Origin of the sequence: Pseudomonas sp. Sample_23 (genome assembly GCF_004307595.1) — a bacterium.
Classification (GTDB): Bacteria; Pseudomonadota; Gammaproteobacteria; order Pseudomonadales; family Pseudomonadaceae; genus Aquipseudomonas; species Aquipseudomonas atacamensis.
Genome location: NZ_RCNX01000035.1, coordinates 38,463 through 64,284 on the forward strand (window position 1 = coordinate 38,463; position 25,822 = coordinate 64,284).

Consider the following 25,822-nt stretch of genomic DNA (forward strand, 5'->3'; position numbering starts at 1 on the left):
ATCCTCGATGGGCGCCTTTTCCATCCGCTCAGGTTGCTGATTTATGTTTGAAACCCTCCTGCAAAATCTGGGGCTGGCCTCGTTCAGTCTGCAGGGCTTCGGCCCGTTGCTGCTGCAAGGCACCTGGATGACCATCAAATTATCGGCGATGTCGCTGCTGGTGGCCGTGTTGCTCGGCCTGCTCGGCGCCAGTGCCAAACTGTCGAAAGTCAAATTGGTGCGCCTGCCCGCGCAGCTCTACACCACGCTGATTCGCGGCGTGCCGGATCTGGTGCTGATGCTGTTGATCTTCTACAGCCTGCAAACCTGGCTGACGTCACTGACCGACTACATGGAATGGGAATACATCGAAATCGACCCGTTCAGCGCCGGCGTGCTGACGCTGGGCTTCATTTATGGCGCGTATTTCACCGAGACCTTCCGTGGCGCGATCCTCGCGGTGCCGCGTGGTCAGGTCGAAGCCGCCACCGCGTACGGCCTCAAACGTGGCCAGCGTTTTCGCTTTGTGGTGTTTCCGCAAATGATGCGCTTCGCCCTGCCGGGCATCGGCAACAACTGGATGGTCATGCTCAAGGCCACCGCGCTGGTGTCGATCATTGGCCTCGCCGATCTGGTCAAGGCAGCGCAGGACGCCGGTAAAAGTACCTATCAACTGTTCTACTTTCTGGTCCTCGCCGCCTTGATTTATCTGCTGATCACCAGTGCTTCGAACTTCATCCTGCGCTGGCTCGAACGCCGCTACGCCGCCGGTGCCCGGGAGGCCGTACGATGATCGAACTTCTCCAGGAATATTGGCGCGCCTTCCTTTATACCGACGGCCAGAACATCACCGGACTGGCAATGACGATGTGGCTCCTGACCGCCTCGATCTGCATCGGCTTCGTCGTCTCGATTCCGCTGTCGATTGCCCGCGTCTCGCCGCACTTCTACATTCGCTGGCCGGTGCAGTTCTACACCTACCTGTTCCGTGGCACGCCGCTGTATATCCAGTTGCTGATCTGCTACACCGGCATCTACAGCCTCGCCGCCGTGCGCGAACAGCCGATCCTCGACAGTTTCTTTCGCGACGCGATGAACTGCACGATCCTCGCTTTCGCGCTCAATACCTGCGCGTACACCACGGAGATTTTTGCCGGGGCGATTCGCAGCATGAACCATGGCGAAGTCGAAGCGGCCAAGGCTTATGGCCTGACCGGCTGGAAGCTGTACGCCTATGTGATCATGCCGTCGGCACTGCGCCGTTCGTTGCCTTACTACAGCAACGAAGTGATCCTGATGCTGCACTCGACCACCGTGGCGTTCACCGCGACCATTCCCGATATCCTGAAAGTCGCGCGGGATGCCAACTCGGCGACCTTCCTGACCTTCCAGTCGTTCGGCATCGCCGCGCTGATCTACCTGACCATTACTTTTGCGCTGGTCGGTCTGTTCCGCCTTGCCGAACGCCGCTGGCTGGCCTTCCTCGGGCCGACTCACTAGCACCGGTTTGACAATAAAGAGATAACAATGCGCCACCAGATTCATGACTTGCTGGCCCCGCTGCCGGGGACCGCACGGCAGATTCACAGTTTCCACTTCGGCCCACAGCAGGCCAAGGGCAAGGTGTACATTCAGGCCTCGCTGCATGCCGACGAACTGCCGGGCATGCTGGTCGCCTGGCACCTGAAGCAGCGTCTGGCCGAGCTGGAAGCTGCCGGCCGCCTGCGCAGCGAAATCGTCCTCGTGCCGGTGGCCAACCCGGTCGGCCTCGAACAAGTGCTGATGGACGTGCCGCTGGGCCGTTACGACCTGGAGAGCGGGCAGAACTTCAATCGCTGGTTCGTCGACCTCAGCGAAGAAATCGGCAACGCCATCGAAGGCCAACTCAACGACGACGCGCAGCACAACCTCGAACTGATCCGCACCAGCCTGCGCAACGCCCTCGCCCGCCAGACGCCGACCACACAACTGCAATCCCAGCGTCTGACCCTGCAACGCCTGGCCTGCGATGCCGACATGGTGCTGGACTTGCACTGCGACTTCGAATCGGTGGTGCACCTGTACACCACGCCCGAGGCCTGGCCACAGGTCGAGCCACTGGCGCGCTATATCGAAGCCCAGGCCAGTCTGCTCGCTACCGATTCCGGCGGGCAGTCGTTCGACGAATGCTTCACCCTGCTCTGGTGGCAACTGCGCGAGCGCTTCGGCGAGCAGTTCGAGATTCCGCTGGGCAGCTTCTCGGTGACCGTCGAATTGCGCGGCCAGGGTGACGTCAACCACCCGCTGGCCAGCCGCGATTGTCAGGCGCTGATCGACTATCTGATCCAGTTCGATGCCATCGTCGGCGAGACCAAGCCGCAACCGCCACTGCCGTACCCTCCCACGCCGCTGGCCGGGGTCGAACCGGTGACCACGCCAGTCGGCGGCCTGCTGGTGTACTGCGCCACACCCGGCCAATACCTGGAAGCCGGCCAGCAGATCGCCGAAATCATCGACCCGGTCCACGACAAGGTCACCCCCATTCATTGCACCGCCGCCGGCCTGCTGTATGCGCGCTCGCTGCGGCGCATGGCCACTGCCGGCATGGTCATCGCCCACGTCGCGGGCGCCGAAGCCTATCGCAGCGGCTACCTACTTTCGCCTTGAGGATGCTCGTCCATGTACAAACTGACCGTTGAAGGCCTGCACAAAAGCTATGGCGATCATCAGGTGCTCAAAGGCGTTTCGCTCAAGGCCAAAACCGGCGACGTGATCAGCCTGATCGGCGCCAGCGGCTCGGGCAAAAGCACCTTTTTGCGCTGCATCAATTTCCTCGAGCAACCCAATGACGGCGCCATGAGCCTCGATGGCCAGGCGATCCGCATGGTCACCGACCGGCACGGCATGCACGTCGCCGACGCCGATGAACTGCAACGCCTGCGCACGCGGCTGGCAATGGTGTTCCAGCATTTCAACCTGTGGAGCCACATGACCGTGCTGGAAAACATCACCATGGCCCCGCGCCGGGTGCTGGGCTGCAGCAAACAGGAAGCCGAGGATCGCGCCCGACGTTATCTGGACAAAGTCGGCTTGCCGGCGCGGGTCGCCGATCAATACCCGGCGTTCCTGTCCGGCGGCCAGCAACAACGCGTGGCGATCGCCCGGGCACTGGCGATGGAACCGGAAGTGATGCTGTTCGACGAACCGACCTCGGCACTAGATCCGGAACTGGTCGGCGAAGTGCTGAAAGTAATTCAGGGCCTGGCCGAAGAAGGTCGGACGATGATCATGGTCACCCACGAAATGAGTTTTGCGCGCAAGGTGTCGAATCAGGTGCTGTTTCTGCATCAGGGTCTGGTGGAGGAAGAAGGTGCTCCCGAAGAAGTGCTGGGCAATCCCAAGAGTGAACGCCTGAAGCAGTTCCTCAGCGGCAATCTTAAATAAGGTTGGCCCCCGCCCTGTGTGGGAGCAAGCCTACTCGCGAAAGCGGTTTATCAATCAACATCAATGTTGAATGAGACATCGCATTCGCGAGCAGGCTCGCTCCCACAGGGGGAATCCATCGACCGACAAAGTTAAACTTGTCCCCCCGCTTCGCTGTCTCTGAAACAACACCTCCAGAGCGCACGCAGCCGGCATGGCGAAATCCCCCGACTTTGCAAAAACCTGGTTCAGCGCCCGCGACTGGAAGCCGTTCGTCTTTCAGAAACAGGTGTGGGCGGCGGTGAAAAACGGCGAATCCGGGTTGCTCCACGCCAGCACCGGCGCCGGCAAAACTTATGCGGTATGGTTTGCTGCGCTCAACCGCTTCGCCCGCCTGCAACCGCCCGTGGCTACACCGCGCAAACGCAAACCGCCGGCCGAACCGCTGACGGTGCTGTGGATCACACCGATGCGCGCCCTCGCCGCCGATACCGCCCGCGCGTTGCAAAGCCCGGTGGATGATTTGCAGATTCCATGGTCCATCGGCCTGCGCACCGGCGACACCAGCAGCAGCGAACGCGCCCGCCAGGGCCGGCGTCTGCCAACGACGCTGATCACCACACCGGAAAGCCTGACTCTGTTGCTCGCCCGCGCCGATGCGCGCACGGCGTTGTCGACCCTGCGCATGATCGTCGTTGATGAATGGCATGAATTGCTCGGCAACAAGCGCGGCGTGCAATTGCAACTGGCCCTCGCCCGCCTGCGTCATTGGCAGCCGGAACTGATCGTTTGGGGCGTGTCCGCCACCCTCGGTAATCAATCCCACGCCGAGCAAGTGCTGATCCCACAGGGCGGCGGCGTCAGTGTTCAGGGCAAAAGCGAAAAAACCCTGCAAGTCGACACCCTGCTGCCACCGGCCATCGAGCGTTTTCCCTGGGCCGGCCACATTGGTCTGAAGATGCTGCCGCAGGTGGTGGCCGAACTCGACGCCTGCGCCAGCAGCCTGGTGTTCACCAACACCCGCGCGCAATCGGAGATCTGGTATCAGGCGCTGCTGGAAGCGCGGCCGGACTGGGCCGGGTTGATCGCGCTGCACCACAGCTCACTGTCACGCGATACCCGCGACTGGGTCGAACAGGCGCTGAAGAATGGCCAATTGAAAGCGGTGGTGTGCACCTCAAGCCTGGACTTGGGTGTGGATTTCCTCCCGGTCGAACGCGTGCTGCAGATCGGCTCGGCCAAAGGCGTTGCGCGGTTGATGCAACGTGCCGGCCGTTCCGGCCACGCGCCGGGGCGCACCTCGCGGGTGACGTTGGTACCGACCCACAGCCTGGAGCTGATCGAAGCGGTCGCCGCACGCGATGCCGTCGAGCAACGACGCATCGAGCCGCGTCTGTCACCGCACAAGCCGCTGGATGTGCTGGTCCAGCATTTGGTCAGCATGGCCCTTGGCGGTGGCTTTATTCCTGAAGACTTGTACGAAGAAGTCCGTGGTGCCTGGGCTTATCGTGACCTGACAGCGGCAGACTGGGCCTGGGCGCTGGCGTTCGTACGCCATGGCGGGATGTCTCTTACAGCGTATCCGGATTACCGCCGGGTCGAGCCGGACGAACACGGCGTCTGCCGTGTGCCGGATGCGCGTCTGGCGCGGCGCCATCGCATGAGCATCGGCACCATCGTCAGCGACGCGAGCATCAACCTGAAATTCTGGAGCAAGGGTGGTGGCGGTAAACAGCTGGGCAGCGTCGAGGAAGGCTTTATCGCGCGACTGAAACCCGGCGATGGTTTCCTCTTCGCCGGGCGCTTGCTGGAGCTGGTGCGGGTGGAAAACATGACCGCCTACGTCAAACGCAGCACCGCAAAAAAAGCCGCCGTGCCGCGCTGGAATGGCGGACGCATGCCGTTATCCAACGAACTGGCCGAAGCAGTGGTGACGCGCTTCAGCGCCGCTGCTCAAGGTCAGTTCAACGGCCCGGAAATGCACGCGCTGCGGCCGCTGCTGGAGACGCAGATACGCTGGTCCGGCTTGCCCACCACGGAAAATCTGCTGGCCGAGGTACTGAAATCCCGCGAAGGCTGGCATCTTTTCCTCTATCCGTTCGCCGGGCGCCAAGTGCATCTGGGACTGGCGAGCCTGCTGGCGTGGCGCGTCAGTCAGCGGCAACCGGTGACCTTCTCGATTGCCGTGAATGATTACGGCCTGGAACTGCTCAGCGCCACGCCGGTGGATTGGGCCGCGCATCTCGACGCTCACCTGTTCAACGCCGATGACTTGTTGCTGGATGTGCTGGCCAGTCTCAATGCCGGTGAGCTGGCGTTGCGCCGCTTCCGCGAAATCGCACGGATCGCCGGGCTGGTGTTCGCCGGGTATCCGGGCGCACCAAAGAGTACCCGCCAGGTGCAGGCGTCGAGTGGCTTGTTTTTCCAGGTGTTCAAACAATACGACGCCGACAATCTGCTGCTGGCCCAGGCCGGGGAAGAAGTCCTGCGCGAGGAACTGGATATTCGTCGTTTGGAGCAGACACTGGAGCGGATCAATCGGATGAAACTCGACTTGCATCAGGTTAAACGTCCTACACCGTTGGGCTTTCCGCTGCTGGTGGAGCGGATGCGCGAGAGCATGAGTTCGGAAAAACTGGCTGACAGGATTAGAAGAATGGTCGGTGACCTGGAAAAAACCGCTGATAACGGAAAATCGTCGTGAGTGCGTACCCGGTGCGTTTGGCCGGTGAGGAGTTATGGCTGCTGCCGGAGAAAGCCCTGTACTGGCCAGCGCAGGAAGCATTGCTGATCGCAGACGTGCATTTCGGTAAAGCAGCGGCCTATCGCAGCCTCGGCCAGCCGGTGCCGCATGGCACGACGGCGAGCAACATCGAGGTGATCGACGCATTGCTGGCGCGGCTGCCGTGTCGCCAATTGATTTTTCTCGGGGATTTTCTGCATGGGCCTGGTTCCCATGTCCCGACCACACTGAATGCGCTGGCAGAGTGGCGAGCGCGGCACGCTGACCTGCCGATGACGCTGATTCGCGGCAACCATGACAAACGCGCAGGCGACCCGCCGGCCTCGCTGAATATCCGCGTGGTGCCAGAACCGCTGTTACTCGGGCCGTTTGCCTTGCAGCATGAGCCCGATGCGCATCCGGAACGGCACGTGCTCGCCGGCCACGTTCACCCGGTCTATCGGCTGCATGGCAAAGGTCGGCAGAGTCTGCGTCTGGCTTGTTTCAGACTCGGTGAGCGCATCAGCCTGATGCCGGCATTCGGTGCGTTTACCGGCGGCTATCAGGTCGAGCGGGACGACAGTTGCAAGGTCTTCGTGATCGGCGACAACGAAATATGGCCCGTCAGCTAGATCGCAAATCGATCAGGCTGACGGGCCATATTCATGACAGTGGGTCAGGCGACAGGCGCCGGAGGCGGTTCGTCCGGCAGGGTCGGTTCGCCTGGTTCGGTCGGTTGTTCGTTGGGAGTATCGGGATCGGGCTGGCCGGGCACGCCGCCGGACAGGCTCAAAGACGGATTCGCCAGTAACGACCAGGCCAGAACGCCTATCTGATTGGGCTCAAGCCTTGCCAGTTCAGCGCTGATTCGCGGGTCGATCTTCATAGGGCACTCCTCAGTGAAGGCCCGAATTTGTGTGTAACAAAAACGGGCAGTACACCCCATAGAGTGTCTGCCCGCCAAAGAATTCCCGACATCCGTCGGATGGTCGATCAGGTACGCGGCAAGGTTACGCCACGCTGGCCCTGATATTTGCCGCCACGATCCTTGTAGGAAACTTCACATTCTTCATCGGATTCGAGGAAGAGCATCTGCGCCACACCTTCGTTGGCGTAGATTTTCGCCGGCAGGTTGGTGGTGTTGGAAAATTCCAGGGTCACATGACCTTCCCACTCAGGCTCGAGCGGAGTGACGTTGACGATGATGCCGCAGCGCGCGTAGGTGCTTTTACCCAGGCAGATGGTCAGCACGTTGCGCGGAATGCGGAAGTACTCGACGGTGCTGGCCAGGGCGAAGGAGTTCGGCGGAATGATGCAGACGTCGCTGTGGATGTCGACGAAGCTGCCGGCGTCGAAGTTCTTCGGGTCGACAATGGCCGAGTTGATGTTGGTGAACACCTTGAAGTGGTTGGTGCAACGCACATCGTAGCCGTAGCTCGACACGCCGTAGGAAATCACCCGGCTGTCGTCGCTGCCGCGCATCTGGCGCTCGACGAACGGTTCGATCATGCCGTGTTCCTGCGCCATGCGGCGAATCCACTTGTCCGATTTGATGCTCATGGCGGGTTTGTCCTGAATAGCGAGGTGGAAAAATTCTGTCCGGCATCTTACCGGGCGCGTCGCCGCGATCAAAGTGCGCAACGCAATTCTCGGCGAACACCCCGTATTTACGCGCTGTGGCGACGAACCGTCGCACCGCCGATCCCTAAAACACAGAATCCTTTGCAAGAAACATTGGCACGTTCCGGAAAAAGGGTTAAGGTGGCGTCACTGTGTTGCTTGTGTCACTGAGAATCTCTACACGATATGTTGAATTTCGATCCAACCATCTACAAGAATTTTTCCTGCTCTTTGCACTCAGTCTCGGCCAGGGTTCTTCCTGAGTCGCAGTTATCTTTGTTCAAGGAGTTACACCATGTCTAATCGCCAAACCGGTACCGTTAAGTGGTTCAACGATGAAAAAGGCTTCGGCTTCATCACTCCACAATCCGGTGACGACCTGTTCGTTCACTTCAAAGCTATCCAATCCGACGGCTTCAAAAGCCTGAAAGAAGGCCAACAGGTTTCTTTCATCGCTACCCGCGGTCAGAAAGGCATGCAAGCTGAAGAAGTACAAGTTATCTAACTTGTAGCTTCTTTAGAAAAGAGCCCCGCCCTTAAAAGCGGGGCTTTTTTGTGGGCGCCTGTTTTGTTCAGGCAAAAAAAATCGCAACCCGAAAGGCTGCGATTTTTCGTTTGTGCTTACCAGGCCACGCCAAACCCTGCGGTATATCGGGTTTTGTTCAGATCCGCATCGTTGGTGCCGCTGATGATGTCGCGCTCGGCCTTGAGGTTGAGCGACGCCCAGTCGGTGACCTTGTAGCGCAGGCCCAGCTCGGCATCCAGCGCGTAATCGGCAACGCCCGACAGCGGCTTGCCGACTTCGCCATTGGTGAAGAACTCGACCTTCTTGCCGATCAGGTAGCGGTTGTAGTCCCACTTCATCGCGACGGAATAGAAGTTGTCCTTGCTGCCATCGCGGTATTCATAGTCGGTGCGGTTGAGCAACGAGCCCAGCGAGAACGCGCCGAGTTCGTCGTCCCAGAACTGGTAGCCGGGACCGGTACCGACCACGCGCTGACGCGCCAGCTCTTCGATGTGATCACGCTTGTAGTTGATGCGTCCCTGCCAGAACCACTGATCGGTGAGGAAGCGGTCGAGGGAGTATTCGGCGCGCCAGTTGTTGGTGGTGGTTTCCGCATCCTGGACTTCGCGGTTGTACTCGCCCTCGCCGGTATGCCGCCAGCGGCCATGGCGAGCAGAAGTCTTGAAGGCAACGTCGTAATCGTCGGTGTCCTTTTCGGCGCGCTGATAGTCCAGCGCCAGATCGACGTTGCCCTTCCACACCAGGTCGGTGACGATCGGCTTGGGCTTGAGTATCTGCTGAATGCTCGCCAGCTCGACCGTCTTCGGCGCCTCGCCGTTGGCCAGGGTGACCTTGCCATCGTCGGCCGCGGTGAGCGACTTCGACACTTCGCCGGCATAGGCGTCCTGCTTGACCAGCAGATGCTGATCGCTGTCGAGGGTCTTGACCTCTTTCCAGTCAATCGCCACTGCGCCGGCGTATTTGGTCTGGATCAACAGCTTGCCGCCGTCGAAAACCGTGATAGTGCCACTCAGCTTGTCGCCGTTTTTCAACCAGACGGTGTCGGCAAGCAGGGGCGTGGACGCGCTGAAAACAGCAAGGCACAACAGGGTTCTGGGGAACATAAGCAGATCGGGGGCTCAGAGTTGGCGAAAAGGGTCGGCATTATCCGTAGGATTTTGCCCATGACAAGGACTGACCGGACTATTTCAATTGAGTTCATTTCTCAACTGGGCCACGAGCGATTACCCTTGTCGCCATCGTCACGCCAATGCTCAGGAGCCGAGTACGTGAAAGACCCGCTCGACAGCGTCGAAAACGATGCGCAAATCCGACGCACGGCACTCTACTCGACGCTCGCGCAAGTGCCCGAAGGCAAAGTCGTCAGTTATGGCCAGTTGGCCGAACTCGCCGGGCTGGGCCGCGCCGCGCGCTGGGTCGGGCGGACTTTGAGCCAGTTGCCCGGCGACACCAAGCTGCCCTGGCACCGCGTACTCGGCGCCGGCGGGCGCATCAGTCTGCCGGTCGGCAGCCCTTCCGGTGATGAACAACGTGCGCGATTGCGCATGGAAGGCATCACCGTCCAGAACAATCGTGTGGATATTCGGCGCCATGGCTGGCGTCCGGTAGAGCACAGCGGTTAGAGTGCGCGCTTTGTTTTCGCAATTTTGAGGCAGACTTCAGCCCATGCCCCGTAAAACCTGGCGCGCCGCGCTCGCCGCCTATGCCAGTCCTTCGACGCTCGTGCTGTTGTTGCTCGGTTTTGCCGCCGGCCTGCCGTACATGCTGGTGTTCTCGACGCTCTCCGTATGGCTGCGTGAAGCAGGCGTGGCCCGTGAAACCATTGGCTATGCAAGCCTGATCGGCCTGGCGTACGCGTTCAAATGGGTCTGGTCGCCCCTGCTCGACCAATGGCGCCTGCCCTTGCTGGGCAAGCTCGGCCGCCGCCGTTCCTGGCTGGTGCTCTCCCAGGCACTGGTGATTCTCGGGCTGATCGGCATGGGCTTCTGTGATCCGCAGAAGCATTTGTCCTGGCTGATCGCCATTGCCGTCGTAGTCGCCTTCGCCTCGGCCACGCAGGATATCGCGGTCGACGCCTATCGCCTGGAAATCGCCGATGACAGCCGCCAGGCCGCCCTCGCCGCCAGCTACATGTCCGGTTATCGTGTTGCTGCCCTGCTCGCCACCGCCGGCGCGCTGTTCTTCGCCGAAGGTTTCGGCTCAACCGGCTTCAACTATAAGCACGCGGCGTGGACCGGCACCTATGTACTGTTTGGCGCATTGATGGTGCCCGCACTGCTGACCACGCTGTTCATGCGCGAACCACCGGTGCCGCTGCGCACGCAGTTGCAGGCCGGGCGCTACACGTTCATGCATCAACTGATGTCGGTGTTCGTGCTGATCGTTTTGCTGGTTTCCGTGCCGGCGATGTTCACCCAGCTGTACAACACCGATTTCGCCGGCGTGCTGTTCGGTGACATGAGCCCGCTCGACCTACTTCTCGAAGACCGCGCCTTTCTGCGCGCCATCCTCTATATATTGCTCACCGGCATGTGCCTGTCGGCCATGGGCCGGCGCGGACTGGCGCCGGTACTCACGCCGATCAATGACTTCATCCTGCGTTATCGCTGGCAGGCGCTGTTGCTGCTGGGCCTGATCGCCACTTACCGGATGTCCGACACGGTAATGGGCGTCATGGCCAACGTGTTTTACATCGACCAGGGTTTCACCAAGGATCAGATCGCCAGTGTCAGCAAGATTTTCGGCCTGATCATGACCCTCGTCGGCGCCGGCATGGGTGGCCTGTTGATCGTGCGCTTCGGCATTCTGCCGATCCTGTTTATCGGTGGTGTGTCTTCGGCAGCGACCAACCTGCTGTTCGTCATGCTCGCGGACATGGGCCCGAACCTGCAGATGCTGGTGGTGACCATTTCCCTCGACAACTTCAGTTCGGGCCTGGCGACGTCGGCGTTCGTCGCTTACCTGTCGAGCCTGACCAACCTGAAGTTTTCCGCAACGCAATATGCCCTGCTCAGCTCGATCATGTTGCTGCTGCCGCGCCTGATGGGCGGCTATTCCGGCGTGCTGGTCGAGAAGTTCGGCTATCACAGCTTCTTCCTCATCACTGCCCTGCTCGGCGTACCAACGCTGCTACTGATCGCGCTGCACTGGTTCCAGGAACGCCGCCGCGAAGGGCAGACACCGACGCCCGAGCCTGCACCGACGCCCGTCACCGAAGAATCGTAGGACGCTTCGCCAATGGCGGGAGGAATCCCGCCGCTGGCGCCTTCCGCCGGCCACACTTCTGTACGTCAGCAAAACTCGCCGGTACACTGCTCCGTCATTTCCAGTCATAGCAACCGACAACGGCCAACCATGCGCACCAGTCAATTTTTGCTCGCCACACAGAAAGAAACGCCTTCCGACGCGGTCGTGATCAGCCACCAGCTGATGCTGCGCGCCGGCATGATCCGCAAGCTTGCCTCGGGCCTGTACACCTGGCTGCCGATGGGCCTGCGAGTCATGCGCAAGGTCGAAGCCATCGTTCGCGAAGAAATGAACGCTGCCGGTTCTCTGGAAGTGTTGATGCCGAGCACCCAACCGGCCGAGCTGTGGCAGGAATCGGGGCGCTGGGAAGAATACGGCCCTGAGCTGCTGCGCATCAAAGACCGCCACGGTCGTGATTTCTGCGCGGGCCCGACCCACGAAGAAGTGATCACCGATCTGATGCGCAACGAGTTGAGCAGCTACAAACAGCTGCCAATCAACCTGTACCAGATCCAGACCAAATTCCGCGATGAAATCCGCCCACGCTTCGGTTTGATGCGCGGCCGCGAATTCATCATGAAGGACGCCTACTCCTTCCACGCTGATCAGGCGTCGCTGCAGATCACTTATGACCGCATGCATGAAGCCTACTGCAACATCTTCACGCGTCTGGGTCTGAAATTCCGTCCGGTAGAAGCCGACAACGGCTCGATCGGCGGCGCCGGCTCCCACGAATTCCACGTGCTGGCCGAGTCCGGCGAAGACGATATCGTCTTCAGCAACGGTTCCGACTACGCGGCGAACATCGAAAAAGCCCAAGCGGTGCCTCGGGAAACCTCGCGCCCTGCGCCAACCGAAGAACTGCGCTTGGTCGATACGCCTGACACCAAGACCATCGCGGCGCTGGTGGAAAAATTCAATCTGCCGATTGAAAAGACCATCAAGACCCTGATCGTCCACGCCGAAGAAGAAGGCAAGCTGATCGCGCTGGTGATTCGTGGCGACCACGAACTGAACGAAATCAAGGCTGCCAACCAGCCTGGCGTGGCCAGCCCGCTGGTGATGGCCTCCGATGCCGAACTGCGTGACGCGATTGGCGCCGGCGCCGGTTCGCTCGGCCCGCTGAACCTGCCGTTGCCGATCATCATCGACCGCTCGGTCGCGATGATGAGCGACTTCGGCATTGGCGCGAACATCGACGACAAGCACTACTTCGGCGTGAACTGGGAGCGTGATCTGCCGGTTCCGACCGTTGCCGACCTGCGCAACGTCGTCGCCGGCGACCCAAGCCCGGACGGCAAAGGCACGCTGGAAATCAAGCGCGGCATCGAAGTCGGCCACATCTTCCAGCTGGGCAACAAGTACAGCAAGGCGATGAAGTGCGAAGTGCTGGGCGAAAACGGCAAGCCGGTGACCCTGGAAATGGGCTGCTACGGGATTGGCGTTTCCCGCGTGGTCGCCGCTGCCATCGAGCAGAACAACGACGCCAACGGCATCATCTGGAGCGACACCCTGGCGCCGTTCCAGATCGCGCTGGTACCGCTGCGCTATGAAACCGAGCAGGTGCGCGAAGCCACCGACAAGCTGTACGCCGAACTGACGGCGGCCGGCTTCGAAGTGCTGCTGGACGATCGCGACAAGAAAACCAGCCCGGGCATCAAGTTTGCGGACATGGAGCTGATCGGCATTCCACACCGGATCGTGGTCAGCGACCGCGGCCTCGCCGAAGGCAACCTGGAATACAAGAGTCGTTCCGAAGCAGAGGCGCAAGCACTGCCGGTGGCCGATCTTGTGTCCTTCCTTCAGGCCCGTATCCGCCGCTGAAACCAGATAGAGACGTCATGTTCAAGCGAAACACCTTAGGCCTCGGTGGCGCCGCCCTGTGCGGCGCCCTGCTGGTCAGCGGCTGCGCCAATCACATGTCGCAACGCAGCGAGCACGAAGAGCGGGTCGAGCGAAAACTGCTCGATCACAGCCTGCAGATCGATGTCGGCGAGCCCAAGGTGCTCGAGCTGCCGCAGCGACGCGTGAAGATCAACGAGCAGAAGACTTTCGAAGTCACCGAGTTCGAGGTCACCCGCCGTTACGACCGCTACACGCCTTATCAACCCTGGCGCGAAGTCTACGAGATTCCGCTGGGGGCGGTGGCCGTGGTCGGTGGTGTCGGTGCCAACGTGGTCAACGTGTTTGCCCTCGGTAACCTGCCGGACAGCGTCACCAAGGATTGGCTGAGCTACGGTTTTGCCGGGCTCAACCCGTTCATGAACGTGCAGTCCAATGGTCGCGCGCAGCAGAACCTCGCGGGCATCGACGAAGTCCAGCGCGACAAGCGCACGGAGTATTCGAGCCTGCCGTGGAGCGAACGACCGGTGCAGGTCAAGGCCGGCAAGCAGACGTTCGACATGACCACTGATCGCAACGGCGTGCTGCGCTTGAACCTGCTCGACAGTCCGTTCGCCGAACATGACCTCAACCATGTTGGCCGCTTGCAGATCAGTGTCGAAGACGCCAAGGACGACGTGCATACCGACTCGACCCTGATGCTCAGCGGCCACCTGCGCGGCAAGTTGATCGAGGCGCACGGGCTGATTTATGACGACCTGGAAGATGATGAGGTGAGCCAGTGGGTACACCGGGTCAAACGCCTGTCGGAGCTGGGCCTGGAAGAAGAAGCCAGCGAATTGGAACAAAGCCTGATCGAACTGACCCGCAATGATCCTGAGTTGCAGACTGAGTTTCTCAAGTCCCTGGCCAAGGATGCCGGGCGCTTAGTGGCTGATCCGGGACCGAATTAAAAGCTAAAGGCATCGCGGGCAAGCCCGCTCCCACAGGGTTTATGGGTGTTCACACAATATGTGTTTCACCATCGATCAATGTGGGAGCGGGCTTGCCCGCGATGACTATCTGAATACGCCGCAAATCTACCGCTCAAACAACTCCATCTGCTCAAACCCGCCGCGCAGATCCTCCAGCCTCACCCCCACCCCCAACAACCGCACCGGTTTGCCGCCGCGATTGAACGCCTGCGTCAGCATCAACTGATAACTGCCCAGGTCACGCCCTGCCCCGGCCTGTTCCAGCGTGGTCTGGGTGAAATCATGAAATTTGACTTTGACGAACGGCTTGCCCGGTCGATAACTGCTGTCGATCCGCGCCATGCGGGTTTTCAGGGTATCGAGCAACTCGGGCAATTTTTCCAGGCAGCTGCGCAAGTCCGGCAGATCAACGTCGTAGGTGTTTTCCACGCTGATCGACTGACGGCGGCTGTCGTTGTGCACCAGCCGGTCATCGATTCCACGGGCGAGATTCCACAAGCGCTCGCCGAAACTGCCGAATTCGCGCACCAGCGCCAGCCTGCCCCACTCGCGCAGATGCTGGCAGTCAACGATGCCGAGCTTGCCGAGCTTGTCGGCGGTGACCTTGCCGACGCCGTGCAGCTTGCTTACCGGCAGACCACTGACGAACTCTTCGACCTGATCCGGGGTGATCACGAACAAACCGTTGGGTTTTTTCCAGTCGCTGGCGATCTTCGCCAGAAACTTGTTTGGCGCAACGCCTGCGGAAACGGTGATGTGCAATTGGTTGGAGACCCGGCGGCGAATGTCCTGGGCGATGCGCGTGGCGCTGCCGCCGAAATGCGCGCTGTCCGACACATCCAGGTAGGCCTCGTCCAGCGAAAGCGGCTCGATCAGGTCGGTGTAGTCGGCAAAGATCGTATGAATTTCTTTCGAAGCTTCGCGATAAGCCTCCATACGCGGCTTGACGATGGTCAGGTCCGGGCACAGCTTTAATGCATGCCCGGAAGCCATTGCCGAGCGCACACCATAGGCGCGCGCTTCGTAATTGCAGGTGGCGATCACCCCGCGTCGATCCGCCGAACCACCCACCGCCAACGGCTTGCCGGCCAGACGCGGATCATCGCGCATCTCGATGGCGGCGTAGAAACAGTCACAGTCGATGTGGATGATTTTTCGCTGGGTCATGTCGGAAAAAGACAACGTGGTAAGCCGGAGCGGCAGTATCTCATTGGCACCTGTATATAGCACCAGTGGTTGAATGTTCTTTTCCGACCGTAGGAGATTTCCGCTGAATTTATTTTTTCAATCACAGATCAAGGTGCAATAGAGCTGAAAGCCTTGCGCTACCTGCCCTGCGCGCCGGCCAACCGCCGCGAAAATACGCTAAGCGCTTGAACCTCAACAGATTTATCCAGATCGACGGTTGACACACTCGCGAACCTCTGTAGAATGCCGCCACACAGACGCGGGATGGAGCAGTCTGGTAGCTCGTCGGGCTCATAACCCGAAGGTCGTCGGTTCAAATCCGGCTCCCGCAACCAAACATCAGAAAAGGCTACTCGAAAGAGTGGCCTTTTTTGTGCGCGTCTGTTTTGCAAACGGGCGCCCTGCTCAATCGCTAGCGAAACGGCAATTCGTTGCATTTCCGAAACTTACGCATCACCTGCGACCGTTTGCCGCGATTTCGCAGTTATTTGGCCCATTCCGGGATTAGCGGTTGACACCTCGTCGTTCGCCTGTAGAATGCCGCCACACAGACGCGGGATGGAGCAGTCTGGTAGCTCGTCGGGCTCATAACCCGAAGGTCGTCGGTTCAAATCCGGCTCCCGCAACCAAACATCAAAAAAGGCTACTCGAAAGAGTGGCCTTTTTTGTATCTGTTGAAAAAGTCCTTTCGCAACAATGATCTGTCACTGTGCAGTGAACCGCTGGGGATCATCAGAACCACTGACTTGCGACTATGCTTGAGTCGCAGACAGGGTTTCTGCAATCCAGGAACTGCCCTCGCCGATGCCCGACGAGAGGCGTAGTATTTTGTGATTATTTTTTTCTACAGGGATTGGTAACTTGGCTGGATACCTCCATCCTGTCGCGCACAATCCAAGAGGTGATTGATGCGCGCCAACTCGTCTGATCCACAAGACACCGTTACAGCAGAACAACCGATCAAACCCGAGCGTTTGCGCTGGCTGGATCGATTAAGCAAATACCGTCAGCCGATCGGTCTGGCCGTCACGTTGCTGCTGTTTGCCATTGCCCTGATTGCCTGCCGCCATCTGCTCGCCGAGCTTGATCTCGACGCATTGCATGACTCGATTCTTGACGTGCCGAAGCCCGCCCTGCTTGGCGCCATTGGCGCGACCGTGGTCGGTTTCATCATTCTGCTCGGCTATGAATGGTCGGCCAGCCGCTACGCTGGCGTGAAACTGCCGCCGCGCACCCTCGCGCTCGGCGGCTTCACTGCATTTGCGATTGGCAATGCCATTGGTCTGTCGCTGCTGTCCGGCGGCTCGGTTCGTTATCGTTTATATGCGCGACTGGGCGTCGGTGCGTCGGAAGTTGCGCACATGACGCTATTTGCCAGCCTCTCGCTGGGCTGCGCCTTGCCGCCACTGGCAGCGCTGGCCACCCTGAGCAACCTGCCCGCCGCCTCGCAAGCGCTGGGACTGTCCGAAGTCTTGCTCGGCTCGGTCGCCGCTGCCGTACTGATCCTCGGTGCAGTGCTGGCGATCGGCATCTATCGCCGTCGTCTGCCGGAACAACCCTACCCCGACAATCTGCTGGTCCGTGCCGGGCGGCGCACCCTGCGTCTGCCGGGTCGGCGCCTGACCTTTCTTCAACTCGTAATCACCGCCCTCGACGTCGCGGCTGCCGCCACCGTTCTGTATTTGTTGCTGCCGGAAGCGCCGCCGTTTGCGCCGTTCCTGCTGGTGTACCTGCTGGCCCTCGCCGCCGGTGTCCTCAGTCATGTACCTGGCGGCGTCGGTGTGTTCGAGGCGATTCTGCTCGCCGCGTTTGCCGACAAGCTTGGCGCCGCACCGCTGGCCGCTGCCCTACTGCTGTATCGCCTGATCTACGTGGTGCTGCCGCTGCTGGTCGCTTGCGTATTGCTGCTGATCAACGAAGGCCAGCGCCTGTTCCAATCCCAGACCATGCGCGCCGCGTCCGGTCTGGCCGCGCCGGTTCTGGCGGTGCTGGTGTTTCTGTCTGGCGTGGTGCTGCTGTTTTCCGGCGCCACACCGGAAATCGACACGCGTCTGGAACACATCGGTTTTCTGATCCCGCATCGCCTGGTCGACGCGTCGCACTTCGGCGCCAGCCTGATTGGCGTTTTGTGTCTGTTGCTCGCCCAAGGTCTGCGCCGACGCCTGTCGGCGGCGTGGATGCTGACCGTCATTCTGCTGCTGGTCGGCGCCCTGCTCTCGCTACTCAAAGGCTTCGACTGGGAAGAAGCCACGCTGATGACGTTTACGGCCGCGCTGCTCGGCGTGTTCCGCCGCTCCTTCTATCGCCCGAGCCGTTTGACCGAACTGCCGTTTTCTCCGCTGTATCTGGTCGCCAGTCTCTGCGTGCTGGGCGCTTCGGCCTGGTTGCTGCTGTTCGCCTATCAGGACGTGCCCTACAGCCATCAATTGTGGTGGCAGTTCACCCTCGATGCTGACGCGCCGCGTGGCCTGCGCTCGCTGCTCGGCGCGGCGGTGTTGCTGGTGATCATCTCCCTGACCTGGTTGCTGCGCACCGCGCGCCCGGTGATTCATTTGCCGACGCCGGACGAACTGGATCGCGCGGCAAAAATCCTCATGGCCTCGTCACAACCCGACGGCGGCCTCGCGCTGACCGGTGACAAGGCGTTGCTGTTTCATCCCAACGATGAGGCGTTCCTGATGTACGCCCGTCGTGGCCGCAGTCTGGTGGCGCTGTACGACCCGATCGGGCCGAGCCAGCAACGTGCGGAAATGATCTGGCAGTTCCGCGACCTTTGCGACATCCACCATACGCGCCCGGTTTTCTATCAGGTACGTGCGGAGAACCTGCCGTACTACATGGACATCGGCCTGACGGCGATCAAGCTCGGCGAAGAAGCCCGGGTCGATCTGCTGCGCTTCGATCTGGAAGCCAAGGGCAAGGAGATGAAGGACCTGCGCTACACCTGGAACCGTGGCACCCGCGATGGTCTGTCGCTGGAAATCCATGAGCCGGGCCAGGCGCCGATGGACGAGCTGAAGGTGATTTCCGATGCCTGGCTGACCGGCAAGAACGTGCGTGAGAAAGGCTTCTCCCTCGGCCGTTTCAGCGACGATTACCTGAAGCATTTCCGCATTGCGGTGATTCGCTTCGAAGGCCGCCCGGTGGCGTTCGCCAATCTGCTCGAGACCTACAGCCACGATCTGGCCAGTCTCGATCTGATGCGCGCGCACCCGGAAGCGCCGAAGCTGACCATGGAATTCATGATGGTCGGCCTGATTCAACACTATAAGAGTCACGGATACGCGCGCTTCAGCCTGGGCATGGTGCCGTTGTCGGGGCTGCAACCCCGGCGCGGCGCACCGCTGACCCAGCGCCTGGGCTCGATGGTTTTCCGCCGTGGTGAGCAGCTGTACAACTTCCAAGGTTTGCGCCGTTTCAAAGACAAGTTCCAGCCTGACTGGGAACCCCGTTATATGGCCGTGCCCGCCGGACTCGATCCGCTCGTGGCGCTGGCCGACACTGCTGCCCTGATCGCGGGCGGCTTGACTGGATTGGTGAAACGCTGATGATTCAACGCTCCCTGAAGTACATCCTGGCCGCCCTGCTCGTGCTGGCCGTGATTGCCGGCGGCGGTTACTGGTACCTCAAACGTCCGGCACCGGAACCGACCGTCGAACAACTGAAACCCGCCGATGGCACAGCCATGACCCGCGTGATCCCCGGCAGCAAGCCGAAGGCTCAGGTGCTGGTTGCCGTCACCGACGAACAGAAGCTCTCCGAGAAACAACTGACCACCCTCAGCCGCAGCGCCTCGGCGCAGATCGTTCAGGTGATCCTGCCCAAGGACTGCCTGCTGCAAAGCCGTGCCCTGCAATCGGGCCTGCGCGAATTGAATGGCCCGGCCACCCTGGTCAGCGGCATCGGCCCTGGCGCCGTACTGGCGTGGCGCTGGCTGGCGGAACAGAAAGACGACAAGGCCCAGGCCATCTCCGTCGATCTGGCCCTGGAAAAACCCGGCTGCACCCACCTGCTGCCGAAATCCGCCGCCCACGGCCACTGGCTGGTGGCGTGGAACGATAACCCGGACGACGCCAGCGCAGGTTTCGTACGCGATCAACCAAACGCCGAAACCAGCATCAGCGACTACGACATCAATCTGCCGCAAGTGCTGAACAACGAACTGCGCAAAATCCTCGTCGGCGGCGACAAGGCCAACGGCGGTCTGGCGATCCCGGTCGTGGAAGTGCCGGCCGGTCAGGCCAACGACACCGTGACCCTGTTCCTCTCCGGCGACGGCGGCTGGCGCGACCTCGACCGCGACGTGGCCGGGGAAATGGCCAAGATCGGCTACCCGGTGGTCGGCATCGATACCTTGCGCTACTACTGGCAGCACAAAAGCCCCGAGCAAAGCGCGCTCGACCTCACCGAACTGATGCAGCACTACCGGCAGAAATGGGGCACCAAGCGTTTCATCCTCACCGGCTACTCGTTCGGCGCTGACGTCCTCCCGGCGATCTACAACCGCCTGCCAGAAAACGAACAGCAACGCGTCGACGCGATCATCCTGCTCGCCTTCGCCCGCACCGGCAGCTTTGAAATCGAAGTCGAAGGCTGGTTGGGTAACGCCGGCAAAGAAGCCGCCACCGGCCCGGAAATGGCCAAACTGCCGGCGGCCAAGGTTGTGTGCATCTATGGTGAAGAAGAGACGGATGAGAGTGGCTGCACGGACAAGACTGCTGTTGGTGAAGCGGTGAAACTGCCTGGTGGCCACCACTTCGACGAGAACTACCCGGCGCTGGCCAAGCGTCTGGTGGACTTGATCGAGAAGCGCCAGAGCAAGGACTCGGTCGCCGAAGAGTGATCTGAGCCGCATCCACAAAAGGCCCCCACAACTTCGCAGTTACGGGGGCTTTTTACATTCCAGCCGCCACCAAAATCCCTGTGGGAGCGAGCTTGCTCGCGAAGCGGTGGGTCAGTTTACAGATTCGTCGACTGACACTACGTCTTCGCGCTCCCACAGGGTATTGTGCCGGACTCAGACAACTCGTCAGTCCCGCCGGCCAAGCTGAACATCTATCCACGTGACATCATCGTCGCCAACGCTAAAGTCGCTATCCGGCGCCGCCAACAAACTGCTTTGCTGGACTTGCGTCAAGTCCGCCCAAAAGCCATCAGTGACAAATACCAAGCGCTCAACAGCCTCCAGTTCACACCAAACAAAGTCAGGGTTCGGAACCCGGTTGATCTTCAAGCATCGCGTTACTGAATTTCGAGCTGGATCTTGCGCCAACTCACAGTGCGAACGGTCGCGCCGCCAATTGGCCTTGCAGTGAGGAGGCGTAATCCACTCGATGGCTCCCAACAGCGTCACAATCCCGCATGAACAGTCACCTTCGTATGCAACGGTGAGTCGGCCATGAGCGACCAAGCCAATCAGGTAACAGATGGCTCCCGTCTGATCAGCAGGCAACGACGCATGAAAATCCGACAGTATTGAACCCAATAGACGCTCGATAGCTCCGGGTTCTGCAGGATAGCCCCCCTGCTCCAACTGTGTAGAATGAGCCGCCAACATGCCGCTTACGAAGCATTCAGCCAGCTGTCCACTGCCGCGCCTTGAAGTGCCATCCGCGACAACAAAAAAACCACGGTCACCCTCACAGGTAGCTCCGGCATAGTCATTATTTGCTCTGCTGGCTTGCCCAGTGATTGATCGGGAGAGGTATCTCATGCGCTGGCCAGCGCTTTCATACGCCTGTGAATAATCTGCCCTCTGCCTGGATTCGCCTGCACCGAGCCTGAACTTTCGATCACGTAGCCAACCCCATCGAGCGCCATCAGCTTCTGGACTCCCTCTGTAATGAATGCCTTGAGGTCCTTGTCAGCCTGGACCACCTCCTCCAACAGCTCAGGCCGACCATCGATCAAGATGATCATATCCTCGACATCCTTGTGATAAGGATCGCCATTTCCCCGACCGGCGAAAGCTTCCAGTTTCGTCGCGAGAAAATACGCGGGCTGGAATATCTGGATGGCAGTGCCGCTGGGCAGGGTGAATTTATCCGCCCTCGCCAGCCCCTCGACGAACCAGCGGTTGGCATAGCCGAGCACTGCAGGGTCGGAAGGCATGACATCCACGACAACGTCATTGAAGCGAAAACGACAATTCACCTCGTCCTCACCCGTGATCTTGAATCCCTTGGCCGCCAGCCGTTCGGTGAGTTGGTTCCAGGCGCTGATACCGGCCAACTCGATCACTAGATCAACGTCATCAGTGAAACGAATGTCGTCCAGCACGGCTGTATCTGTAACCAGCATGGCGGTTGTGCAACCGCCAACAAAAGCAACTTCGGCGAGAAACGCCTCGCCCAAGCCTCCAGCCACGAACTCAATGAGTTCGTAGTTGTGATCCGCGTTTGACGACATGTTATTTCAGCCCCATCCCTGCCTTCAGAATACTGATTGCCACACCACACTCACGCGGACCACCCAGACGGATTGCATCAGCGAGCGCCAGATAGTGGTAAAGAATCCGGTCTTTTTTCACCGCTTCCGGCACTGTTTTGTAAAGCGGCTCGATCGCTTGGCCTCGCTCGGTTCCCTGCGCATCCGGCCAGACCGGAATCAAACCACCCGCACTCTTGATGCTTTTGGACAGCGCAGGCGCTGCAAAACCTGTGGGTATGCCACGAACCATCGCGCCAGGCTTGACCGGGAAGAAGTACTTCAGCGCGTGCTCGGTAATTTTCAGCAGTTCCCGGCGGTGCACTTTGGCAAGCCCGGTGTCGTAATCATGAATGAGCAATCCAGATTCCCGGCACCGGGCGAGAGCATTTGAGACTTCGCTTTTGCTCAGTCCGAGAGAGGCAGACAGCGCACGTAAGGAGTACCGATCACTCCAACTTGTCAGCGGTGGATCAGATGCCGGTTCCGCCCATCCCTCCCAACCTGGCCCATCAGCGAAAGGCGAGTCGAATTCGCGGCGCAGGAAGAGAGTGTCTTCCCCATCAGTGGAATAGGTGACCAATGGCTTCCCCACACTTTGCCCTGCGGTCATTCGGCTGACGACATAAGGCCTGAGCAGCTCTTCGACCCTGTCCGAATTCGATTCGGCCTCCATCTCCCCCATGAGGTTCTCTTCCTGAGCGTGGAGACTGGCCATTTTGAACAATAGTAAAATGTCTTGACTCTTCATTTAGATCAAAACCTCAAGTGTCCACATTCCATAAAACGTGGACACTTGTCTCACTACCGAGGCCGGGTCGTCAAGCCCTTGGGTAAATCACTAATCGCTGCATACCTTGCCCGCATATCGTCATGGCTGTGTTCGTGTCAGACGTTTAGTATCGTTTACTTCCAGTTTCGCAATATCAGATGACGCCCACAGACCTTGTAGGCAAACTCCGAAACTCGTGTTCGGGCGCTTTGCCGCTCTATTGCGCTGTTTTTCGACGGGATACTCTCCGGACGTCGCTGACCCATTCAGCGATCGGGTGTGGTAACCCGGAGAAACCATCGCAACAGCGCGCTCCTCAAGTTATGGCGGCTGTGCGTGGGACGCTTTCGGGCGTGCCGGTTTCCTTGGTTCCCGGTTTACCACCCTGCGTACAGTTGCCTCCCTTTCGCGTGGTAACGAAAGTCGCGGCACTTCGAACCAAGGAGTAACACGATGACCGAAACTGATCTGCACGGACTTGCAAACGCTAAAACCATCGGCTTCACCCCTTTCCTCTACAACTCGGATCGAGCGTTCTTCAACGTCCGCGCCGGCATCCCGATCATCGATGCCTTGTCCCAATCCTCCGACCTGCTGTCCCTCGCCAAATCCTTCGCCGAGGACGCTGCCTTCATAAGAGACACCGACCGCCATGCCTGGGCGGCGCATTATCTGACGGTGATGGGCAAAGCCTTGATTGATGATGTGATTCAAGCGCTGATGCCGCGACCTGCTCGCACAAAGACCGAATCTGAAGAAGAATTGCCTGAAAGCCACTAACACCACAGAACCCTTGTGGGAGCGAGCTTGCTCGCGAATGCGGAGGGTCAGTTAACAGATTGTCGACTGACACTACGCCTTCGCGAGCAAGCTCGCTCCCACAGGGGATTTGCGTGGGTTCGAGGTTTATGTGCGGGCACAAAAAAGCCCCCGCCAGCCTTGAAGCTGACGGGGGCTTTTCAGTTGAAGCGAGGCTTACATTTCCACCTGCGTCCCCAACTCGATCACTCGGTTCAACGGCAGATTGAAGAACCGCAAATTGCCATTGGCATTCTTCAACATGAACGCAAACAGCGCCTCACGCCAACGCGCCATGCCTTCCAGTTTCGAGGCAATCACCGTTTCGCGGCTGAGGAAGTAGGTTGTGCGCATCGGGCTGAAGTCCAGATCATCCAGATGACACAGCTTCAGCGCTTGCGGCACGTCCGGCTCGTCGGTGAAACCAAAGTGCAGGATCACCCGGAAGAAACCCTCTCCGTGCGCTTCGACCTCGAAGCGCCGCGATGGCGGCACACGCGGGATGTCTTCGTAGACCACCGTCAGCAACACCACTTGCTCATGCAGCACCTGGTTGTGCAGCAGGTTGTGCAGCAGCGCGTGGGGCACGGCGTCGGAGCGGGCGGTGAGGAACACGGCGGTGCCCTGCACGCGATGCGGCGGTTGCACGCGGATGCTGCTGATGAAGATCGGCAACGGCAGCGCGCCTTCGTCGAGGCGTTCGACCAGCAGTTGTTTGCCGCGCTTCCAGGTGGTCATCAGCACGAACAGGGCGATACCGGCGATCACCGGGAACGCGCCACCCTGAACGATCTTCGGCACGTTGGCAGCGAAGTACAGGCCATCCACCAGCAGGAAGCCAAGCAACACCGGCACCGCGAGGATCGGTGGCCATTTCCACAGCAGCAGCATCACGGCGGACACCAGAATGGTGGTCATCAGCATCGTGCCAGTCACTGCCACGCCGTAGGCCGAGGCCAGTGCACCGGAGGATTCGAAGCCCAGCACCAGCAAGACCACGCCGACCATCAGCGCCCAGTTCACCGCACCGATGTAGATCTGGCCCTGCTCGTCGCTGGAGGTGTGCTGGATGTACATGCGCGGGATGTAACCGAGCTGGATCGCCTGACGGGTCAGGGAGAACGCGCCGGAAATCACCGCTTGCGAGGCGATCACCGTGGCCAGGGTCGACAGGCCGACCAGCGGAATCAGCGCCCAGCTCGGTGCCAGCAGGTAGAACGGGTTACGCGCTGCGTCAGGGTTTTCCAGCAGCAATGCGCCCTGGCCGAAGTAGTTGAGCACCAGCGCCGGCAGCACCAGCAGGAACCAGGCGCGAGCGATCGGCTTGCGGCCGAAGTGGCCCATGTCGGCGTACAGCGCTTCGGCGCCGGTCAGCGCCAGCACTACCGCGCCGAGGATCGCTACGCCCATGCCCGGGTGCACGACGAAAAAATTCACCGCCCACATCGGGTTCAGCGCGTGCAGCACTTCCGGGGTGTGGCTGATGCCGTACACACCGAGGGCGCCGAGGACGAGGAACCAGGTGACCATGATCGGCCCGAACAGAATGCCGATCCGCGCGGTACCGTGGCGCTGGATCAGAAACAGCGCGACCAGCACGACCAGCGACAGCGGCACCACCCAGTGATCGATGCCTTCAAACGCCAGGCCGAGGCCTTCAATCGCCGACAGCACCGAAATGGCCGGGGTGATCATGCTGTCGCCATAGAACAGCGCCGCGCCGATCAGCCCGCACACCACCAACAACGTGCGCAGGCGCTTGCGCCCCGCCGCTGCCCGCCGTGCCAGTGCCGTCAGGGCCATGATGCCGCCCTCGCCCTGGTTGTCGGCGCGCAGGACGAACATCATGTATTTGATCGAGACCACCCAGATCAGCGACCAGAAGATCAACGACAGAATGCCGAGCACACCGTCGTGATTGACCGGCACACCATAACCGCCGGAAAACACTTCCTTGAGGGTGTACAACGGGCTCGTGCCAATGTCGCCATAAACCACCCCGACCGCCGCGACCAGCATGCTCAGCGGTCTGCTTGCCGAACCCTCGGCGCCCGCCGCATGACTACTTGCCTGACCCATCCAACACTCCTGATCTCGATACCGGCTTCTTTGAAGGAAGCACTATGCTTTGAGTTGCAGCATGCGCTGTTTTACCTGTTGTTACAGACCAATGATTGACTGCACGAAATCGGTAAAGCTCAACGGCGCGAAGCATAGCGCAGCACTCGTCGTATTTCCCCGTATAAAGCTGGTCAAGTGCGTTGCCCGCCGCTAGAATTGCGCACTTTTTGATCAGAGGCGCATCTCAAGCGCCCATCCGTCGGCTT

The 25,822-nt window shown here is 60.1% G+C and carries 22 protein-coding genes and 2 tRNA genes; 16 read left to right on the forward strand and 8 right to left on the reverse strand.

The genetic code is table 11. The features are described from left to right. Window positions 1–43 precede the first annotated feature (43 nt). From D8U82_RS08185 to pdeM, 6 genes are all read left to right on the forward strand, one after another. Window positions 44–772, forward strand: a complete 729-nt coding sequence (locus D8U82_RS08185) for an ABC transporter permease (protein ID WP_016771383.1) — start codon at window positions 44–46, stop codon at window positions 770–772. Further along, window positions 769–1,479 carry an ABC transporter permease gene (locus D8U82_RS08190; protein WP_016771384.1) on the forward strand — a complete coding sequence of 237 codons (711 nt, stop codon included), beginning with the start codon at window positions 769–771 and terminating at the stop codon, window positions 1,477–1,479. Before D8U82_RS08185 ends, D8U82_RS08190 begins: the two co-directional genes overlap by 4 nt. A gap of 27 nt (window positions 1,480–1,506) precedes the next feature. Next, a complete protein-coding gene (locus D8U82_RS08195) occupies window positions 1,507–2,625 on the forward strand; it encodes a succinylglutamate desuccinylase/aspartoacylase family protein (protein ID WP_125925230.1) in 1,119 nt (372 codons plus the stop codon). A 12-nt stretch (window positions 2,626–2,637) separates the two neighbouring features. After that, window positions 2,638–3,402: an ATP-binding cassette domain-containing protein gene (locus D8U82_RS08200; RefSeq protein ID WP_056783337.1), complete on the forward strand. Its 765-nt coding sequence runs from the start codon at window positions 2,638–2,640 to the stop codon at window positions 3,400–3,402. A 193-nt stretch (window positions 3,403–3,595) separates the two neighbouring features. Then, window positions 3,596–6,085 (forward strand): ligase-associated DNA damage response DEXH box helicase, encoded by a 2,490-nt coding sequence (locus D8U82_RS08205; protein ID WP_130902014.1) that lies wholly within the window; start codon window positions 3,596–3,598, stop codon window positions 6,083–6,085. Continuing rightward, window positions 6,076–6,735, forward strand: coding sequence for a ligase-associated DNA damage response endonuclease PdeM (gene pdeM, locus D8U82_RS08210; RefSeq protein WP_038860576.1), 660 nt, complete (start codon window positions 6,076–6,078; stop codon window positions 6,733–6,735). Before D8U82_RS08205 ends, pdeM begins: the two co-directional genes overlap by 10 nt. Before the next feature lie 44 nt (window positions 6,736–6,779). Here the strand turns inward: pdeM and D8U82_RS08215 are convergent, their stop codons facing one another. Both D8U82_RS08215 and dcd read right to left on the reverse strand, forming a co-directional pair. Further along, window positions 6,780–6,989 carry a hypothetical protein gene (locus tag D8U82_RS08215; RefSeq protein ID WP_016771389.1) on the reverse strand — a complete coding sequence of 70 codons (210 nt, stop codon included), beginning with the start codon at window positions 6,987–6,989 and terminating at the stop codon, window positions 6,780–6,782. 107 nt (window positions 6,990–7,096) lie between these two features. Beyond that, complete coding sequence (gene dcd, locus D8U82_RS08220; RefSeq protein WP_007940589.1) at window positions 7,097–7,663, reverse strand: dCTP deaminase; 567 nt, start codon at window positions 7,661–7,663, stop codon at window positions 7,097–7,099. A gap of 355 nt (window positions 7,664–8,018) precedes the next feature. Between dcd and D8U82_RS08225 the strand changes: the two genes are divergently transcribed. Beyond that, a complete protein-coding gene (locus tag D8U82_RS08225; protein WP_002554837.1) occupies window positions 8,019–8,228 on the forward strand; it encodes a cold-shock protein in 210 nt (69 codons plus the stop codon). 116 nt (window positions 8,229–8,344) lie between these two features. On the opposite strand, the gene D8U82_RS08230 is transcribed toward D8U82_RS08225, so the two are convergent. Continuing rightward, entirely contained in the window at window positions 8,345–9,352 is a 1,008-nt protein-coding gene (locus tag D8U82_RS08230) for a DUF481 domain-containing protein (protein WP_024011896.1), read from the reverse strand. A gap of 165 nt (window positions 9,353–9,517) precedes the next feature. Here D8U82_RS08230 and D8U82_RS08235 point away from each other — a divergent pair, with 165 nt between their 5' ends. From D8U82_RS08235 to D8U82_RS08250, 4 genes are all read left to right on the forward strand, one after another. Then, complete coding sequence (locus D8U82_RS08235) at window positions 9,518–9,871, forward strand: MGMT family protein (protein ID WP_016771391.1); 354 nt, start codon at window positions 9,518–9,520, stop codon at window positions 9,869–9,871. 43 nt (window positions 9,872–9,914) lie between these two features. Beyond that, window positions 9,915–11,474: an AmpG family muropeptide MFS transporter gene (locus D8U82_RS08240; protein WP_024011895.1), complete on the forward strand. Its 1,560-nt coding sequence runs from the start codon at window positions 9,915–9,917 to the stop codon at window positions 11,472–11,474. A 129-nt stretch (window positions 11,475–11,603) separates the two neighbouring features. After that, entirely contained in the window at window positions 11,604–13,319 is a 1,716-nt protein-coding gene (locus tag D8U82_RS08245) for a proline--tRNA ligase (RefSeq protein ID WP_130902015.1), read from the forward strand. A 17-nt stretch (window positions 13,320–13,336) separates the two neighbouring features. Next, window positions 13,337–14,290 (forward strand): hypothetical protein, encoded by a 954-nt coding sequence (locus D8U82_RS08250; RefSeq protein WP_073475925.1) that lies wholly within the window; start codon window positions 13,337–13,339, stop codon window positions 14,288–14,290. A 126-nt stretch (window positions 14,291–14,416) separates the two neighbouring features. On the opposite strand, the gene dinB is transcribed toward D8U82_RS08250, so the two are convergent. Next, window positions 14,417–15,478 carry a DNA polymerase IV gene (dinB, locus tag D8U82_RS08255; protein WP_038861106.1) on the reverse strand — a complete coding sequence of 354 codons (1,062 nt, stop codon included), beginning with the start codon at window positions 15,476–15,478 and terminating at the stop codon, window positions 14,417–14,419. Between the two features lie 279 nt (window positions 15,479–15,757). On the opposite strand from dinB, the gene D8U82_RS08260 reads away from it, so the two are divergent. The 4 genes from D8U82_RS08260 (at window position 15,758) to D8U82_RS08275 (ending at window position 20,342) form a co-directional block, all read left to right on the forward strand. Beyond that, window positions 15,758–15,834: transfer RNA gene (locus tag D8U82_RS08260), tRNA-Met, on the forward strand. 217 nt (window positions 15,835–16,051) lie between these two features. Next, window positions 16,052–16,128 (forward strand) — tRNA-Met (locus tag D8U82_RS08265). 279 nt (window positions 16,129–16,407) lie between these two features. Further along, the gene (gene mprF, locus D8U82_RS08270) at window positions 16,408–19,047 is read left to right on the forward strand and encodes a bifunctional lysylphosphatidylglycerol flippase/synthetase MprF (RefSeq protein ID WP_125918034.1); all 2,640 of its coding nucleotides are present in this window, start codon (window positions 16,408–16,410) and stop codon (window positions 19,045–19,047) included. Further along, on the forward strand, window positions 19,047–20,342 hold the full coding sequence (locus D8U82_RS08275) for an AcvB/VirJ family lysyl-phosphatidylglycerol hydrolase (RefSeq protein ID WP_130902016.1): 1,296 nt from the start codon (window positions 19,047–19,049) through the stop codon (window positions 20,340–20,342). The genes mprF and D8U82_RS08275 overlap by 1 nt, the downstream gene beginning before the upstream one ends. 186 nt (window positions 20,343–20,528) lie before the next feature. Here D8U82_RS08275 and D8U82_RS08280 read toward each other — a convergent pair whose 3' ends face one another. From D8U82_RS08280 to D8U82_RS08290, 3 genes are read right to left on the reverse strand one after another with little or no spacing between them, the layout of a single operon-like run. Beyond that, a complete protein-coding gene (locus D8U82_RS08280) occupies window positions 20,529–21,212 on the reverse strand; it encodes a serine/threonine protein phosphatase (protein WP_125925226.1) in 684 nt (227 codons plus the stop codon). After that, entirely contained in the window at window positions 21,209–21,907 is a 699-nt protein-coding gene (locus D8U82_RS08285; protein ID WP_123442998.1) for a hypothetical protein, read from the reverse strand. The genes D8U82_RS08280 and D8U82_RS08285 overlap by 4 nt, the downstream gene beginning before the upstream one ends. A gap of 1 nt (window position 21,908) precedes the next feature. Next, entirely contained in the window at window positions 21,909–22,676 is a 768-nt protein-coding gene (locus D8U82_RS08290) for a MarR family transcriptional regulator (RefSeq protein ID WP_123442999.1), read from the reverse strand. A 474-nt stretch (window positions 22,677–23,150) separates the two neighbouring features. Here D8U82_RS08290 and D8U82_RS08295 point away from each other — a divergent pair, with 474 nt between their 5' ends. After that, window positions 23,151–23,477, forward strand: a complete 327-nt coding sequence (locus D8U82_RS08295) for a DUF3077 domain-containing protein (RefSeq protein WP_024011889.1) — start codon at window positions 23,151–23,153, stop codon at window positions 23,475–23,477. A gap of 195 nt (window positions 23,478–23,672) precedes the next feature. Here the strand turns inward: D8U82_RS08295 and D8U82_RS08300 are convergent, their stop codons facing one another. Further along, window positions 23,673–25,574 carry a potassium transporter Kup gene (locus D8U82_RS08300; RefSeq protein WP_024011888.1) on the reverse strand — a complete coding sequence of 634 codons (1,902 nt, stop codon included), beginning with the start codon at window positions 25,572–25,574 and terminating at the stop codon, window positions 23,673–23,675. Between the last annotated feature and the right edge of the window lie 248 nt (window positions 25,575–25,822).

Bases quoted from the DNA above. Each gene is read 5' to 3' on its own strand.
- D8U82_RS08185 (WP_016771383.1), top strand. From the start codon at position 44: ATGTTTGAAACCCTCCTGCAAAATCTGGGGCTGGCCTCGTTCAGTCTG.
- D8U82_RS08190 (WP_016771384.1), top strand. From the start codon at position 769: ATGATCGAACTTCTCCAGGAATATTGGCGCGCCTTCCTTTATACCGAC.
- D8U82_RS08195 (WP_125925230.1), top strand. From the start codon at position 1,507: ATGCGCCACCAGATTCATGACTTGCTGGCCCCGCTGCCGGGGACCGCA.
- D8U82_RS08200 (WP_056783337.1), top strand. From the start codon at position 2,638: ATGTACAAACTGACCGTTGAAGGCCTGCACAAAAGCTATGGCGATCAT.
- D8U82_RS08205 (WP_130902014.1), top strand. From the start codon at position 3,596: ATGGCGAAATCCCCCGACTTTGCAAAAACCTGGTTCAGCGCCCGCGAC.
- D8U82_RS08215 (WP_016771389.1), bottom strand. From the start codon at position 6,989: ATGAAGATCGACCCGCGAATCAGCGCTGAACTGGCAAGGCTTGAGCCC.
- dcd (WP_007940589.1), bottom strand. From the start codon at position 7,663: ATGAGCATCAAATCGGACAAGTGGATTCGCCGCATGGCGCAGGAACAC.
- D8U82_RS08225 (WP_002554837.1), top strand. From the start codon at position 8,019: ATGTCTAATCGCCAAACCGGTACCGTTAAGTGGTTCAACGATGAAAAA.
- D8U82_RS08230 (WP_024011896.1), bottom strand. From the start codon at position 9,352: ATGTTCCCCAGAACCCTGTTGTGCCTTGCTGTTTTCAGCGCGTCCACG.
- D8U82_RS08240 (WP_024011895.1), top strand. From the start codon at position 9,915: ATGCCCCGTAAAACCTGGCGCGCCGCGCTCGCCGCCTATGCCAGTCCT.
- D8U82_RS08245 (WP_130902015.1), top strand. From the start codon at position 11,604: ATGCGCACCAGTCAATTTTTGCTCGCCACACAGAAAGAAACGCCTTCC.
- D8U82_RS08250 (WP_073475925.1), top strand. From the start codon at position 13,337: ATGTTCAAGCGAAACACCTTAGGCCTCGGTGGCGCCGCCCTGTGCGGC.
- dinB (WP_038861106.1), bottom strand. From the start codon at position 15,478: ATGACCCAGCGAAAAATCATCCACATCGACTGTGACTGTTTCTACGCC.
- mprF (WP_125918034.1), top strand. From the start codon at position 16,408: ATGCGCGCCAACTCGTCTGATCCACAAGACACCGTTACAGCAGAACAA.
- D8U82_RS08275 (WP_130902016.1), top strand. From the start codon at position 19,047: ATGATTCAACGCTCCCTGAAGTACATCCTGGCCGCCCTGCTCGTGCTG.
- D8U82_RS08280 (WP_125925226.1), bottom strand. From the start codon at position 21,212: ATGAGATACCTCTCCCGATCAATCACTGGGCAAGCCAGCAGAGCAAAT.
- D8U82_RS08285 (WP_123442998.1), bottom strand. From the start codon at position 21,907: ATGTCGTCAAACGCGGATCACAACTACGAACTCATTGAGTTCGTGGCT.
- D8U82_RS08290 (WP_123442999.1), bottom strand. From the start codon at position 22,676: ATGAAGAGTCAAGACATTTTACTATTGTTCAAAATGGCCAGTCTCCAC.
- D8U82_RS08295 (WP_024011889.1), top strand. From the start codon at position 23,151: ATGACCGAAACTGATCTGCACGGACTTGCAAACGCTAAAACCATCGGC.
- D8U82_RS08300 (WP_024011888.1), bottom strand. From the start codon at position 25,574: ATGGGTCAGGCAAGTAGTCATGCGGCGGGCGCCGAGGGTTCGGCAAGC.